A 14,686-nucleotide genomic window follows, 5' to 3' on the forward strand; every position below is an offset into this window, starting at 1 on the left:
CAAGCCCCACGGACCTTTCCATGCTCAACTGCGCCAGGAAAACCAAGACGCCCTCCACCGGCCCGCCTCCTCTGCCCGGCATCCGGGAGAGCGATGTCTGCTTCGATCTGCTGATCCGCCACGTGGAAGACCACGCGATCATCCTGCTGGATGCAGACGGCCTGGTGCGCAGTTGGAACGCCGGCGCGGAACGCATACACGGCCACGCTGCTTCCGAAACCCTGGGCCGCCACTCCAGCTGCCTTCTGCCTCCTTCCGGCGACGCCGGTCCGCAGACGATGCGCCAGCTGGCTCAGGCCGTGCAAGACGGCCGCTACGCCGGCGAGCACTGGCATGTCCGCCGGGACGGCAGCCGCTTCCTCGCCGACATCCTGCTGATTCCGCTGCGCGCCGATGACGGAGCCTTGCGCGGTTACGCCAAGATCACCCGCGACCTCAGCCACCGCAAACGCATGGAGGATCGCTTCCACCAAATGGTCCAGGAATCGCCGAACGCGATGATCATGATCAACGGCGCCGGCGCCATCATCCTATTCAATCGACTGACGGAGGCGATGTTCGGCTATAGCGGGGACGAATTGCCGGGCATGCCGGTCGAGCAACTGATGCCGGAACGCTTCCGCGGCCGCCACGGCCGGCTGCGCCAAGGGTTCCTGCGCCGGCCCGAAGCCAGGCCCATGGGCGTGGGACGCGACCTCTACGGCCTGCGCAAGGACGGCGGCGAATTTCCGATCGAAATCGGCCTCAACCCGATAGAAACCGAAGCTGGCCCCATGGTGCTGGCGGGCATCGTCGACATCACCTCCCGCAAGCAGGCCCAGCGCCAGTTGGAAGCGGCGCTGCAGGAAAAAACCACGCTGCTGAACGAGGTTCACCACCGGGTGAAGAACAATCTGCAGGTGATCATCAGCCTGCTGAGCATGCAAAGCCAGTACGTGCGCGAGGAAAGCGCCCGGGCCGTGCTGCAGGACAGCCAGACGCGGGTCCGCTCGATGGCACTGATACATCAGCTGCTGTACGAACGCCACGACTTCTCCAAAGTGGATCTGGGCGAATACCTGCAACGCTTCAAGCAGCTGCTGCTGAGCAGCTACGGCCAGCTGGCCGGCGGCCTGAATGTGGAACTGGACGCGCCGGCAGGCCTGGTCTGCATCGAACTGCAGCGGGCGACGCCCTGCGGCCTGCTGATCAACGAGCTGCTGACCAACGCGCTCAAGCACGCCTATCCGGATGGCCGGGGCACCATCTGGCTGCGGCTGGCGCGCCAGGACAAGCGGCGCGCCCTCCTGACCGTGGCCGACAGCGGCGTGGGTTTGCCCGCCGCCGACCCGGCGACGCGTCCCGCGTCGCTGGGCTTGCAACTGATGCCTATGCTGGCCGAACAGATGGGTGCCCGGCTGGACATCCTGGACAACCGGCCCGGCGTGCGCGTGGAAGTCAGCTTCCCAGTATTCGGCGCGGGAGAAAACTCTTGAAAAACGTCCGTATCCTGATCGTGGAGGACGAGCGCATCATCGCGATGGACCTGCAGCTGCAATTGCAGGCGCTCGGTTACCAGGTATGCGGCGTAGTAGCCAGCGGCAGCCTGGCGATAGCGCACGCAGAGCGGGAGCAGCCTGATCTGGTGCTGATGGACATCCACCTGGAAGGCGGGATGGACGGCGTGGACGCCGCCTGCGAAATCTACCGGCGGCAGAAGATTCCCATCGTCTTCCTCAGCGCCTACGCAGAAAACGCGACGCTGCAGCGCGCGGAAAGCGCGATGCCCTACGGTTACCTGGTCAAGCCGGTTTCCCCGCGCGAATTGCACGCCACGCTGCAGATGGCCATGGTCCGCTTCGGACTCCAGCATCGGGCCGACGAACAGCTGGGCCGGATAGGCAAGGCGATGCAGGCCGCCGAACTCGACGTCTGGGAATGGCGGGTGGAAACCGACCATATGCAGACCTTCAGCCTCGCCGGCCCCCCCCAGCCAACGTCGGGACTGGCGGCCAATACATCGATCCGCCACTTCATCGAACAAGTGGACGCCCGCGACGCCGCCGCGGTGGATGAAGCGATATTCCGCACCCGAGACCAGGGCTGCGCGCTGGACATCCGGTTCCGCGCCCGCACCGGGCCCGATCAGAACGCGCGCTGGCTGCACGCCCGGGCACGCAGCTTCGACGACGGCGGGGCCGACCGGCGCATCATAGGCGTGCTGCAGGACATCACCGGTCAGCGGCGAACCGAGGAAAGGCTGCTCCAGTCCGCCACCGTGTTCGACTCCACGTCAGAGGGCATCGCGATATTGGACGCGCGCCGCAAGGTGGTATCGGTCAATCCGGCCTTCAGCCAGCAAACCGGCTACAGCGCGGAAGAGGCGATGGCCTGGCCGGACATCGACCCGCTCTACCAGACGCCGCACAGCTTCGCCTGCGCCGGCCCGCCGGCCTCAGCCGACGAGCGCAAGCTGTGGCAGGGCAACGTCAACTATCTGCACAAGAACGGCAAGGTCCTCAACATCTGGGAAAACATCAGCGTCGTGCCCGGCCCGGACGGCAGCGTCGCCAGCTACGTGCTGGTATTCTCCGACATCAGCTCGGTGCTGGCCGCGCAGGAACAGCTGGCCTATCTGGCCAAGCATGATCCGCTGACCAATCTATGCAACCGCCGCATGCTGCAGGACAGAATGGAATACGGCCTGGCCCAGACCATGCGCCACCAGAAAATGATGGCGGTGCTGCTGATAGACCTTGATCACTTCAAGACCATCAACGATTCGCTCGGCCACAGCCACGGTGACCAGCTGCTTTCCACCATCGCCGCCCGGCTGCAGGGCAGCGTGCGCGCGAGCGACACCGTGGCGCGGCTGGGCGGGGACGAATTCTGCATCGTGCTGGGAGACATCGAATCGCCCGGCTACGTGGACCTGATGGCGCAGAAACTGCTGCAGCGGCTGGCCGAGCCGGTGCGGCTGGAGCAGATGGTATGCTACGTGACCGGCAGCATAGGCATCTCGATGGCTCCGGCCGACGGCATGAGCGTGGACGAGCTGCTGCGCAACGCCGACCAGGCGATGTACGGCGCCAAGCATGCCGGCCGCAACCGTTACTGTTTCTTCGCCCCCGCCATGCAGAAGGCCGCGGAAGTCCGGCTGCAGATATCCAGCGGCCTGCATATGGCGCTGGAGCAGGGCCAGTTCCGGCTCGAATTCCAGCCCATCATCGACCTCGCCAGCGGCCGGATACGCCAGGCCGAGGCGCTGTTGCGCTGGCACCATCCCGAGCATGGCGTCATCAATCCCGCCGTGTTCATCCCTATCGCCGAGGAATGCGGCCTCGGCGGCAAAATCTGCGAGTGGGTGTACGATCAGGCCCTGTCCGTCATACGCGAATGGCGCGACACGGTGCGCGACGACCTGCGCATCGCGATCAATGTGTCGGCGCTGCATTTCCGCGACCTGCAGAACCCGGCCCGCTGGCTGGACAAACTTGCGCGCGCCGGGGTGCCGGGCCAGGCGCTGATGCTGGAAGTCACCGAGTCGCTGTTGCTCGACGCCGACCTCAAAGTGCAGGAGGCGCTGGACTTGTATCGCGCGGCCGGCATCTGGATCGCGCTGGACGACTTCGGCACCGGCTATTCCGCGCTGTCTTATCTGCAACGCTACCGGCTGGACTGCCTGAAGATAGACCAGACTTTCGTGCGCCGGATCACCGACGAACCGCGCGACCACGCGCTGTGCGAAGCCATCGTCCTCATGGCCCACAAGCTGGACCTGAAGGTCATCGCGGAAGGCGTGGAAACGCCGGCCCAGGCCGCCATACTGCAAACCTGCCGCTGCGAGCACGCCCAGGGGTTTCTGTACTCGCGCCCGCTGCCGGCCGATCTCTTCGTCGAGCTGCTGCGACGCCACGGCTGCCACCTGCCCGGCGACTTCCCGCCGCGCACACGCACGCAGTCCGCTTGACCGCCCTGCGGCGGCCGGCGACGATGGCCGCTCCCAAACCGCTAGCACTGCCGGACTCGACACCCGCGCCGGCAGCTGCTGCCCAAAGGCCCGACATGCTGCAAATCCGCCTCGCCGCCCCGAATGATCTGGACGGCATCGCCGCCCTGCTGCAGGCCAACGCCCCATCCCGCGGCGGCTCGCTGACGGGAGAGTTCCCGACCGGCAAGGTAGCCGCGATGCTGCGATCCGGCATGCCGACCGTAGCGGCGCTGCGCGATGGCCGCATCGTGGGCGCGCTGTTCAGCTCGTCCGCGGCTCAACCCACTCCACCGGCTCCGGTGGCGGCCATGCTGCGCGCCTGGCCCGGCGGCTCCGGCGCCTATGTCTACGGCCCGATTTGCGTGGCCGCCTCGGAACGGGGCCAGGGCTTGCCGGCCCGGCTGTACGCCGCGCTGCGCTCCAGCCTGCCCGGCGGGGAGGCCATTCTGTTCATCCGCCGCGACAACGCCGCCTCGCTGCGCGCCCACCAGCGGCTGGGCATGCGCGAAGTGGCGGCATTCACGCTAGATGACACGGAGTACGTGGTGCTGAGCGACGCTGGCCATGCCGGGACTTCGATCCGCGAACACCACCCGTGATCCTGCGTTGCGCCTCCTTGCCCCATGCGTGCACTGCCTGCGTCGACGCGCCTTGGCTCCCGGCTCGGCAAAGTTTTGTTGGCGGCTCCTGACGCCGGCGCGCCCTGCCGTGAATGCCAGACACAGAATGAATGTGAATATCCGCATTGGCACTTAAGTATTCGTCCCGAAGCGCATCGCCTCTTCCCGCGGCTATACCTGCAAGGCAGCGCCGATGATCCGCCCCCAGGCGGGCTTCCCCCCAGCACCATCCTTGCCCGGCAGCCCATCGACGCCATGCGACGCCAAACCAGGAGCAGCCGAAATGCCGACCCCCCGCATGCGCAAGGACGTATCCAAGCTGGACGCCAGCGATCAGACGCTGCAATGGTATGCCCGGGCCATACACGACATGCAGCAACGCCCACCCGGCGACCCCACCAGCTGGCAATACCAGGCGGCGGTGCACGGCACGCTGCAAGACCCTTCCACCTTCACGCAGGACCAACGCCAGGCCTGGTCCCAATGCCAGCACGCCACCTGGTTCTTCCTGCCCTGGCACCGCGTCTATCTGGGCATATTCGAAGACATCGTCTCTGCCACCGTAGCCAAGCTGGGCGGTCCCCAGGACTGGGCGCTGCCGTACTGGAACTACAGCCCGCCGGGCTCCCGGGCGCTCCCCGCCGCCTTCACCGCCAAACAATTCGCCGGCCTGCCCGGCCAGAATCCGCTGCTGGTGGAGCGCGATCAGGGCAACGACGGCAAGCCTTTTCTGGACAACAAGGCGGTCAGCCTGAACTGCCTGAAACGCGCCAACTTTGCCGGACACCTGGCGCCAGGCGGCGACTCCGGCTTCGGCGGGCCGATGCGCGGCCCCAACCACATGGGCGACAGTGACCAAGGACAGTTGGAGATGGTGCCCCACGATATGATCCACAGCGATATCGGCGGCCTGATGGGCGATCCGGACACCGCCGCGCAGGACCCCATCTTCTGGCTGCACCATGCCAACATCGACCGGCTGTGGGAGGTGTGGCGCAAAATGGGCAATGCCAATCCCGCCGATCCCAAGTGGCTGAGCGCCACCCACTTCTTCTTCCACGACGCCAGCGGCAAGCCGGTCTCCTTCGCGCCGCAAGACGTGGTGGACACCGTGAACGGGCCCTGGCACTACCAATACGACAACCTCGCCAATCCGCTGGGCAATGTCCACTAGCGACGCCCAACCATCACGGGAGAACCCATTCATGTCAACGGAACACCCAAGCGAGATGGTGGCCGCCACCCAGGAATCGTTTCCGCTGGCGGCCCGGGACGCCACGGTCAGCCTGTCGATAGAGCCGCCCACTGGCCCGGCGCTGCAAGCTCAGGCCGCCGGCAAACCGCGCCAAGCCTACCTCAGGGTAGAGCGGGTCACCGGAACAGGCATGCCGCCGAGCTACGAAATTTATCTGCATCCACCGGGGGAGTCCCAACCCGGCAGCCGGGAAGAACTATGCGCCGGCGTGCTGCCGCTGTTCGGCCTGGACAAGGCGTCGCGCCAGGGCGCGGGCCATGCCGGCACCGGCCTGCATTACGTTTTCGACGTCACCGAGCTGATGGCGCGGCTGGAACAAGAACCCGGTTGGAATCCCAAGGACCTGCGCGTCACCTTCGTTCCCCGACGGCAGACCAAACGCGAGGCTGAGGTCAGGGTGGGACGGGTCAGCCTGTATTACCAATGAACCGCGGATCGCCTTGATGCGCGCGCTGACGATGGATACCGTCCGCCGCGCCGCGCCGCTGCCCGCCTGCTTGCGGCAAGCGCGGGACTGGCTGCGGCGGCATCCGGAGTGGTGGGTTCTGGCGCTCTGCGCCGCAGCATGGCTATGCCTGCTGCAAAGATCCGACGGTGTCGGTTTCACAGCGATCTGCCGCGGTGGGTTCAACTGGCGGGATCTGGGCTGGATTCCGGCGCCAGACGGCGGCCTGCCGCTGATGACGGCGGCGATGATGCTGCCGCTGGCGGCGGGCCCCGCCCGGTATGCCGCCTTCCACAGCCTGTGGCGGCGGCGGCGCCGGGCGATCGCCGTCTTCCTGTGCGGCTACCTCGGCCTCTGGCTGGCGGCGGCCTGGCTGTTGGACGCCGCGTCCGCGCTCTGGCTGTCCGCCGTCAACAACCTCTCTTTGTCTCTCGCCGGCGCGGCCCTCGCCGCGGCCGCCTGGCAGCAGGGCCCGGACAAGGCCGCGGCCCTGGCGGCTTGCCACCGCGGCCGCGCGCTGGCGCCATCAGGCTGGGCCGCCGACCGCGATTGCCTGTTGTATGGGCTGCAAAACGGGGCCGCCTGCCTGCGAAGCTGCTGGCTGCTGATGCTGCTGCCGGGCGCCGGCGGACATGGCCTGGCCGTGATGCTGGGCGTCACCGCGCTGGCCACCACGGAACGCTACCGCCGGCCGGCCGCCGCCGTTTCCACGGCCGCGCTGCTGGGCTTGGCGCTGTGGCTGGCGATAGCCGCATGACCGCTCCTCACCCGCCACCGTAGAAACCATCCAGCGAGCACATGTCCAGCGTCTCCTGAATGCGGTAGAAATCGGCGACCTGGTCCATCGCCCGGTGCTCCAGCTCCATCATATAGGCCAGGCTACCCAGCGCGCGCCGCTGAGCGGCGGCTCCCAGCAATGATATCTCGCGGAAGAACAGCTGCGGCAAAGCCGCGCATCCGCCCTCCAGGCAAGCTTCGTCCCGCCGCGGAAGCGGGCGGTAAGCGGCGCGCGCCTCCTCCACGCCGTCCTGCCCCATGTCCGCCAATCCCTTCATGCCCAGCCCGCACTCGAAAGCCATCAACGCGGCCAGATAACCGATGGGATCGTAGCGCCCCAACACGGTGAAGGCATCGACATAGGCCTGGAACAGCGGCAGCGGCAAAGCCTGGTCCAGCCAGGCCGACGGCACGCCCAGCGCCTCGCATACCGATCGCCCATATACCTCGCGCGCCAGTTCTTCCTGGAAGTAACGATGGACATGCTGCTTCATCGGCAGCCGCATGCGCCGGGTCATCAACGGCGCGATGATCTCGGCGAAGCGCCTGGAGACATGGTATTGCTCGATGAACAAGCCCTGGACCAGCGAACCGGCCTCCGTGGCTTCCGCGTCCACCTGCCGCGCGAAGCGGCTCTCACCCAGCGCCTCGATCCCGGACTGCAAACACTGGCGGGCGCGGCGCATGAAGTTGACGCCGCTGTCCGCCGCCGCCGGCGACGTCCAGCCGTGCAGGCGCCGGCGGGCTCCCGCGCAAGGCGCCTGCAGCACCAGATCCACCAGGCACAGCAAGTACGATTCTTCCTGCACCGGGCAATAGAAGCCCAGCACGTCCGGCCTGGCCACCCGCCCCGCCCCGCTGCCTAGGACCGCGCCGCCGGATGCCTCGATGAAGCCCGTCAGCACCCTCCGCCACAGTGGAACCAGTTGCGGCAAGTTGTCTTCCAGATAGAGTTTCTGCAGATAGAAGGTCTGCAGCGCGAAATTGTCGCCCCACTCCGGCGCGGCGACATCGTCGATGAAAAACGCGCCGGGAGCGGGAGGCGGCTCGTCCAGCAAATGCAGCATCACCCGCGCGGTGGCGACGCGCTGCCCGCCGCGGTCGCCGGAATCGGACCTTAGCCGCTCGATGCAGCGGCCGATCAGCGACTCCTGCTCCAGACGGCGCATCTCCAGCGCGGAGCGGCCGGCCGGCGCGTCCCGGATCAGCGACAGCTCATCCAGCTGGCGCGCCAGGGACAGCTGCCAGGGCTGGGCCGAGCCGGAATGGATGTCGAACCAGATTTCCGCGCCCGGATTGGCCATGGACAGCACGCTGTCCAGCACCCGTCCGCCTTCCACGCCCTTGAAGGCGAGCTTGTACTCGTTGGAATCGGCCGCCAGCACCACGGTCTGCCCATCCTCGTCGAGCCTGGCGCTGAAAGGCACCAGTTGCGGCGCGCGGTATTGATTGATACGCCTGGCTTCCATTGCGGCCTCCTGCGATAGCGGGCGCGGATGAAACCATTCCGCGCGAAAACTCCGGAATCCACCCCGGACCGACGCGATCCGAAAGGCGCAAATCGATGGGCCGGACTTTCATCTTATGCCGTAACCACCCGGCTCCCACGCGATTCAAACTGTCCAAAATGACTGTTTTTGATCATTTTATTCACAACCAGCGCGCCCAGCGCGAGTAATCAACCCGCGGGGGAAAATCGCCGCAAGCCGCGCCACGCTTGACATGGCGCCGGCCCCGGCTATAACCAGCACATGCCGGATATTCCATATAAGAATCATGGTTAAGTAGTCTTACGAATCCGGCATCATCCGTCGACAAAGGCGGACGACAACATCGCGGTATCGGGTCGGTAACACACCAGGCAGCACACGTCATCTCGACAATGTCTTGGGAGAGCCAACCATGAACCTCAGCCAATTCCAACGCGCCTCGGCCCCGTTATCGCAAAGCCTGGACAACCTCGGCCCACTGAGCGAGCTGTCCGGCCACTGGACCGGCCATGGCTACAATATGATCGCCGTGCCGAACCGCCAGAACGGCGGAATCTTCCGCCTGATCGTCAACGCCACCATCGAAACCATCAGTTTCAGCCCGATAGGCGGGCCGGTGCCGAACCGTGGCTCCAAACAGAACGACATTTTCCTCTACGGCTTGACCTACCTGCAGCAAGTCAGCGACGCCGACACTGGCGAAGGCATACACATCGAACCAGGCATCTGGCTGAACGTGCCGGCTACCACCGCGCCTCAAGATCCGCCCACCATCGCGCGCCAGGCCACCATCCCCCACGGCGATTCGCTGCTGGCCCAGGGCCAGGCGTCCAGCGAGGCGCGTGCGCCCAACATCGAGCCGGTCAGCCCGCTACCCACCCGGGTGGACGGCAAACCGCTGCCTCTTGGTTATACCGATCCCTACCTGAACGGCAAGTTCCCTCCCGGCTTCGATATGTCGAATCCCAACCAGGCGCTGGTGGACGTGCTGAAGTACCAGCAGCAACAGCTGGAACTCAAGGTGGTGAGCACCACCAATTTGCCGGTCAGCACCCAGGATTCCGGCGGCATCGCCAACATTCCCTTCATCGTCCAGAACGCCGACGCCACCGAGATGAACTCCATCTTCTGGATCGAAACCCTGCAGCGCCCGGACGGCAGCCAGTTCCTCCAGTTGCAATACACCCAGACCGTGCTGCTGGTGTTCGACGAAGTGATCTGGCCGCACGTGTCGGTAGCCACGCTGATCAAGCGCTGAGCGCGCCGCGCCGTTTGCCTACCCGACGATTCGCGGAGGAAACATGAGCATCGATTCGAGCAAACCCTTCGGCATGCTGTTCGACCGCATCTACGGCCAGCGCGCCGCCGGAGACCTGGCGGATGCCCGCAAGCCGCTGCAAGACGCGGCCCAGCTGGCGATCCAGGTGGAAATGACCACCATCCCGCCGTATCTGACCGCGCTGTATTCGATCAGCGATCCCAACTGCGAGGCCTACCAGCTGCTGCGCAGCGTGATGATGGAGGAGATGTTCCACATCAACCAGGCCGCCAATCTGCTGGTGGGCATCGGCGGACGGCCCCGGCTGACCGGCAGCGCCGCGCCGGTCTATCCCTGTTATCTTCCCCACGCCAACACCAGCACCACGCCTTTCATCGGCCTGTGCCGCGCGTCGGTGGAGGTGTTCAACGACACCTTCACCGCCATCGAAACTCCGGCGCCGCCGCACGCGCCGCCGCGCGGCGACAACTACAGCTACATCGCCCAGCTGTACGACGCGCTGCTGGATGGCCTGGCGGCCTATCCGGACCAGGCGGCGCTGTTCCAGCCGAACGCCGACGCCTGTCAGCGGCTGGACATCTACCTGGGCAAGTTCGGCGGCAAGCCGGTGCGGATCACCGACCTCGCCAGCGCCCGGCTGGGCGTCCAGCAGATCGTGCAGCAGGGCGAAGGCAGCGTGCCGGAATCGCAGTCGATGATTCCGATCGAACCGTGGGCCACCTACAACACCTACGGCGAACGCACCGACGGCACCTACGGCCCCATCATCGGCTCGCCGTACGAGATGTCGCACTTCAAGAAATTCCGCACCGTGTCGCTGGACAAGGCCGGCTTTCCGCCCACCTACCCCATCGTGTCCAACCCCAAGCGCGGCGACTTCACCAATCCGATGGCCATTCAGCTGGCCGAGCTGTTCGACATCGCCTACAGCCTGATGCTGGACTCGATGGAGCGCAGCTTCGTCGCCGGCCAATCCAGGGACAGCTTCTTCACCCAGGGCCTGCCGCTGATGCACCAGGCGCTGCCCAACCTGGCCCGCAAACTGATGCAGACGCCGCTGCACAAGGACACCGACAGCGACGTCGGCCCCAACGGCGCGCCCACCTATCTGTACCAGCCCGGCAGCAGGCTGGCCGATCTGGAGGCGCGGCTGCCCGCCGCCGTCCAGGTGGCCAGGCAGCAGATAGACGACCCGGCGGAGCGCGGCGAGATGGTGGACGCGCTGGAGAGCGTGCGCGACAACGTCAGCCGCCTGGCGGCCGCCCATCAGACCGCACAAGCATGAATCGGGAGCCATCATGATCGAATACCGGATCTACCCCGCCATCGGCATCGCCCGCGTCGGCGACGCGCCGGAGAAGTTCTACATCGAGCCGGACCGCTACTGCGGCCTGCCCCTCATGCCGGACGGCAAGCCGTTCACCCAACAGGACTTTCGCGACGCCGAAGGCCGGCTGTGCCGCCAGGCCGCGCGCTTCAGGGTGTACAAGGTGGAAAACGGCGTCAGCGAGGAGGTGACGCTGAACACCGACGGCGTCCACGCGATACGCTGGACCGCGCACCTGGCCAACAAGAAACCCAGCTGGTACACCTTCGTGCCGGCCGAGGGCGAAGACGGCTACGCGCCCAACCACCCGCTGCGCAACCCGCAAGCCGCAGACCGCCACACGCTGCTGATCGACGCCGGCCCGCGCCAGATATCGGGCCGCAGCCAGCAAGGCGAGCAGTTCAGCAAGAACACCGTGCCGGACGGCTACGAGGGCGCGCATTTCCCGCCCAGCCCGCTCTATCCGATGCGGGACTCGATCGACACCCTGGGCGAGCTGCGCACCGACCAGGACGGCCGGCTGCTGGTGCTGGGCGGCTACGGCGTCTCCGGCTCCGCCGATCCGGACGCGACCATCACCGACTACGCCAACAACGACGGCTGGTGGGACGACACCTCGGACGGACCGGTCAGCGCGGTGATCGAGTTCTCCGACGGCAGCCGGATCGAGGCGCTGCCGGCCCACGTGCTGGTGGCTCCTCCCAAGTACGCGCCGGAAGTCCCCAACCTGATCACGCTGTACGACACCATCTTCGACGCGCTGGTGCGCAGCGGCCATTATCCGGCCCTCTATGAAAACGGCTTCTGGAAGTCCGGCGCGGACGGCTTCAAACCCAACTTCCACACCGAAATCCGCCCCCTGCTGGAGCGCGCGACCTATATGCCGTGGGTTGCCGCCATTCCGCCCAAACCGCACCATTTCGATTTCGAAAAACTGGGCGCGACCGGAACGGATGGCCTGGGCGCGCCGGAATACCAGGGCTTCCGCCAGTACATCCTGGACTTCATCCGCCCGCCCTACCAGGAAAACGACATCCTCACCGCCAGCGGCGCGACGATGATGCCGTATCTCGCCGGCGACAACTGCCTGGTGCTCAGCACCGCCACCAGCAAGTACATGCGCCTCACCGACACCCAGTACTTCATGCTGCAGCAGTGGGTGGCCGGCTGGTTCGTCAACCACCCGGAAGACGGCGACGCGGCCGAAAGCCTGACCCGGGCGGCGCTGGACAACTGCGTCGGCGGGCCGTTCTCGCCCGGCATCGAGATGACCTGGATCTCGCGCAACCCGGCCATCTACCGCCAGCCCTTCCGCATCCGCAACCACTTCGTGCCCGAAGGCCCGCTGAGCCTGGACTTCGACCTGAAGCGCGGCATGGAGCCCGGCGACGTCACCCGCTACATGGCCATCCCCTGGCAGGCCGACTTCAACGAATGCTCGTCGCAGCCGCTGGACGGCAGGCGGCTGTGGTGGTGGCCGGCCCAGCGGCCGGAATTCGTCTACCTGGAGCCGCAACCGCAGCCGCGGACGCTGGCGGCCGCCTCGCCCCCGCCACCGCCCGACCAGGAAACCGGCAAGCAGGTGCCGTGGCTGGGCACCGACTACGACCAGCTGGCCGGCGACTTCATCCAGTTCGCCGACGACATCGACATGGTCAAGTACTGGGCCGGCCTGGGTTTCGTGATGGAAAAGCAGGTGGATGGCGAGCGCCGCTTCGTCGAGGTGGAGCGCGAACTGCCCCGGCCGTTCGACCCCGCCCGCCCGCCGCTGCCGGAACGGCGCAATGAACGTTAGCCGCTACCCGGTGGCGATAGCCGGCGCGGGCCCGGCCGGCAGCGCCCTCGCGCTGGCGCTGCATGCGCTGGGCGTGGAGGCGCTGCTGCTGGATCGTCCGCTGGCCCAGCCCTTCCGCATCGGCGAATCGGCGACGCCGGACGTCGCCGGCCTGCTGTCGCGCCTGGGCGCCGGCCATGCGCTGGACGGCCAGCCGGGCTACCACGGCAACCTCTCGCTGTGGGGAAGCGAGACGCCGCGGCTGGACCACTTCCTGTATCGGGGCCACGGCCACGGCTGGCACCTGGACCGAGCCGGCTTCGACCGCGCGCTGCGGCAGGAGGCGATGGCGCGCGGCGTGGCGGTGCTGGGCGAATCCGGCATCGACGCCATCGAGCCGGGCGATGGCGGCTGGCGGCTGCGGGTGCGCGGCCTGGGCGAAACGGAGGCGCGGGTGGTGGTGGACGCCGGCGGCCGGCGCTCGCCGCTGGCCGCCCGGCTGGGCATTCCCAGGTGCAGGCTGGACCGGCTGCAGGCGCTGGCGTGCCGCGTGGACTGCCGCGGGGAGCTGAGCGGCTACTCGCTGGTGGAATCCGCGCCTTACGGCTGGTGGTATGCCGCGGCGCTGCCGGACGGCCGCGCGTTGGCGACGCTGATGACGGACCAGGACCTGGCCCGGTCGCAGGGGCTGGAGCATCCCGCCGACTTCCTGGCCGCCTGGCGCGCCACCCGGCTGTTGTCGGAGAGGCTGCCGCCGCCGCCGCGGATAGACGCCGTGCACGCCTTCGCCGCGCACAGCGGCTGCGTCTCCCGCGCCGCCGGCCCCGGCTGGATCTGCGTCGGGGACGCGCTGATGGGGCTGGACCCGCTGGCTTCGTCCGGCATCGCCTGCGCGCTCGGCGACGCGCTGGCCGCCGCGCCGGCCATCGCCGCGATGCTGGACGGCGACCTGGCGCCCGCTCGCGCCTACGCCAAACGCGCCGACGACTGTTTCCGCCGCTACCTGGCGGAGCGGCGGCGGCATTACCGGCAGGAAAACCGCTGGCCGGAGCGGCCGTTCTGGCAGCGCCGCGCCTTCGCGCCCGCGGCGATGGCCGTTCCCGCCTGATCCGCGTCCGGCAACGACAACGGGGCTGCTCGAAAGCAGCCCCGTTTTTCTGCCCGATCCGAACGCTAGCGGTTGGCGGCGAAGACGGCGTCGGGAATTTCCGCCACGCTGACATTGGGGAAATCGCGCAGCGACGCGCGCGACGCCTCGTCCCCGGTCACCATTCTCAACGGTTCGCCGCTGGCGGCGCCCAGATACAGCGTGGACGGGCCCTTGCCCGGACGCTGGTAGCGCCAGCCGTCGGCCTCCCTGCCCAGCACCTCGCGACGGCCGATGAAGCGGGCCCCCAGCCGGCGCAGCACATCGCGCGGCAGGAACAACTCGGCGAACGGGCCGGTCTCGTCGTCCAGCGGACGCTCGCACAGCTGCTCGCCGACGGCGGTCCGCTCGCGGCCGTAGGCCACCTTCTGCTTCCAGGTGCGGCCGCTGGCGGCGTTGCCGACCTCGGACATCCACAGACGGTAGCCGGTGTCGCGCTCCGACCAGGGATTGAACAGGCCGTCGATGCGACAGACGTCGCGCTCGTAGTCGAACCAGCAGTAGCCGGATGTCAGCTGGTCATCCGGCAGCATCGGACTCCAGTACGACACGTAGGCGCTGCTCCAGCGCGCCGGCAGCAGCGGCGGTTCCCGGTTTTCCAT

The 14,686-nt window shown here is 67.2% G+C and carries 12 protein-coding genes; 10 read left to right on the top strand and 2 right to left on the bottom strand.

The window, feature by feature from the left end; all coding sequences use genetic code 11:
* Positions 1-20 precede the first annotated feature (20 nt).
* The 6 genes from VL52_RS10905 (at position 21) to VL52_RS23275 (ending at position 7,047) form a co-directional block, all read left to right on the top strand.
* Positions 21-1,475 (top strand): sensor histidine kinase, encoded by a 1,455-nt coding sequence (locus VL52_RS10905; protein WP_082113711.1) that lies wholly within the window; start codon positions 21-23, stop codon positions 1,473-1,475.
* A complete protein-coding gene (locus VL52_RS10910) occupies positions 1,472-3,949 on the top strand; it encodes a two-component system response regulator (protein WP_052729258.1) in 2,478 nt (825 codons plus the stop codon). Before VL52_RS10905 ends, VL52_RS10910 begins: the two co-directional genes overlap by 4 nt.
* 95 nt (positions 3,950-4,044) lie before the next feature.
* The gene (locus VL52_RS10915) at positions 4,045-4,569 is read left to right on the top strand and encodes a GNAT family N-acetyltransferase (protein ID WP_046157058.1); all 525 of its coding nucleotides are present in this window, start codon (positions 4,045-4,047) and stop codon (positions 4,567-4,569) included.
* A 304-nt stretch (positions 4,570-4,873) separates the two neighbouring features.
* Entirely contained in the window at positions 4,874-5,764 is an 891-nt protein-coding gene (locus VL52_RS10920) for a tyrosinase family protein (RefSeq protein WP_083340471.1), read from the top strand.
* Between the two features lie 31 nt (positions 5,765-5,795).
* The gene (locus VL52_RS10925; protein ID WP_144408696.1) at positions 5,796-6,272 is read left to right on the top strand and encodes a DUF7868 domain-containing protein; all 477 of its coding nucleotides are present in this window, start codon (positions 5,796-5,798) and stop codon (positions 6,270-6,272) included.
* 16 nt (positions 6,273-6,288) lie between these two features.
* On the top strand, positions 6,289-7,047 hold the full coding sequence (locus VL52_RS23275) for a copper chaperone (protein ID WP_052717272.1): 759 nt from the start codon (positions 6,289-6,291) through the stop codon (positions 7,045-7,047).
* Between the two features lie 7 nt (positions 7,048-7,054).
* On the opposite strand, the gene VL52_RS10935 is transcribed toward VL52_RS23275, so the two are convergent.
* Complete coding sequence (locus VL52_RS10935) at positions 7,055-8,536, bottom strand: hypothetical protein (protein WP_046157060.1); 1,482 nt, start codon at positions 8,534-8,536, stop codon at positions 7,055-7,057.
* A gap of 433 nt (positions 8,537-8,969) precedes the next feature.
* Between VL52_RS10935 and VL52_RS10940 the strand changes: the two genes are divergently transcribed.
* From VL52_RS10940 to VL52_RS10955, 4 genes are read left to right on the top strand one after another with little or no spacing between them, the layout of a single operon-like run.
* Positions 8,970-9,815, top strand: a complete 846-nt coding sequence (locus VL52_RS10940) for a heme-binding protein (protein ID WP_046157061.1) — start codon at positions 8,970-8,972, stop codon at positions 9,813-9,815.
* A 43-nt stretch (positions 9,816-9,858) separates the two neighbouring features.
* Positions 9,859-11,121, top strand: a complete 1,263-nt coding sequence (locus tag VL52_RS23280; protein ID WP_052717271.1) for a ferritin-like domain-containing protein — start codon at positions 9,859-9,861, stop codon at positions 11,119-11,121.
* 13 nt (positions 11,122-11,134) lie between these two features.
* Entirely contained in the window at positions 11,135-12,958 is a 1,824-nt protein-coding gene (locus VL52_RS10950; RefSeq protein ID WP_046157062.1) for a LodA/GoxA family CTQ-dependent oxidase, read from the top strand.
* A complete protein-coding gene (locus VL52_RS10955; RefSeq protein ID WP_052729259.1) occupies positions 12,948-14,045 on the top strand; it encodes a tryptophan 7-halogenase in 1,098 nt (365 codons plus the stop codon). The genes VL52_RS10950 and VL52_RS10955 overlap by 11 nt, the downstream gene beginning before the upstream one ends.
* A 65-nt stretch (positions 14,046-14,110) precedes the next feature.
* On the opposite strand, the gene vioE is transcribed toward VL52_RS10955, so the two are convergent.
* Positions 14,111-14,686 carry a violacein biosynthesis enzyme VioE gene (gene vioE / locus VL52_RS10960; protein ID WP_046157063.1) on the bottom strand — a complete coding sequence of 192 codons (576 nt, stop codon included), beginning with the start codon at positions 14,684-14,686 and terminating at the stop codon, positions 14,111-14,113.

The organism is Chromobacterium vaccinii (assembly GCF_000971335.1).
Taxonomy (GTDB): domain Bacteria; phylum Pseudomonadota; class Gammaproteobacteria; order Burkholderiales; family Chromobacteriaceae; genus Chromobacterium; species Chromobacterium vaccinii.

Bases quoted from the DNA above. Each gene is read 5' to 3' on its own strand.
- VL52_RS10940 (WP_046157061.1), top strand. From the start codon at position 8,970: ATGAACCTCAGCCAATTCCAACGCGCCTCGGCCCCGTTATCGCAAAGC.
- VL52_RS10955 (WP_052729259.1), top strand. From the start codon at position 12,948: ATGAACGTTAGCCGCTACCCGGTGGCGATAGCCGGCGCGGGCCCGGCC.
- VL52_RS10950 (WP_046157062.1), top strand. From the start codon at position 11,135: ATGATCGAATACCGGATCTACCCCGCCATCGGCATCGCCCGCGTCGGC.
- VL52_RS10915 (WP_046157058.1), top strand. From the start codon at position 4,045: ATGCTGCAAATCCGCCTCGCCGCCCCGAATGATCTGGACGGCATCGCC.
- vioE (WP_046157063.1), bottom strand. From the start codon at position 14,686: ATGGAAAACCGGGAACCGCCGCTGCTGCCGGCGCGCTGGAGCAGCGCC.
- VL52_RS10905 (WP_082113711.1), top strand. From the start codon at position 21: ATGCTCAACTGCGCCAGGAAAACCAAGACGCCCTCCACCGGCCCGCCT.
- VL52_RS10920 (WP_083340471.1), top strand. From the start codon at position 4,874: ATGCCGACCCCCCGCATGCGCAAGGACGTATCCAAGCTGGACGCCAGC.
- VL52_RS10925 (WP_144408696.1), top strand. From the start codon at position 5,796: ATGTCAACGGAACACCCAAGCGAGATGGTGGCCGCCACCCAGGAATCG.
- VL52_RS10935 (WP_046157060.1), bottom strand. From the start codon at position 8,536: ATGGAAGCCAGGCGTATCAATCAATACCGCGCGCCGCAACTGGTGCCT.
- VL52_RS23280 (WP_052717271.1), top strand. From the start codon at position 9,859: ATGAGCATCGATTCGAGCAAACCCTTCGGCATGCTGTTCGACCGCATC.
- VL52_RS23275 (WP_052717272.1), top strand. From the start codon at position 6,289: ATGCGCGCGCTGACGATGGATACCGTCCGCCGCGCCGCGCCGCTGCCC.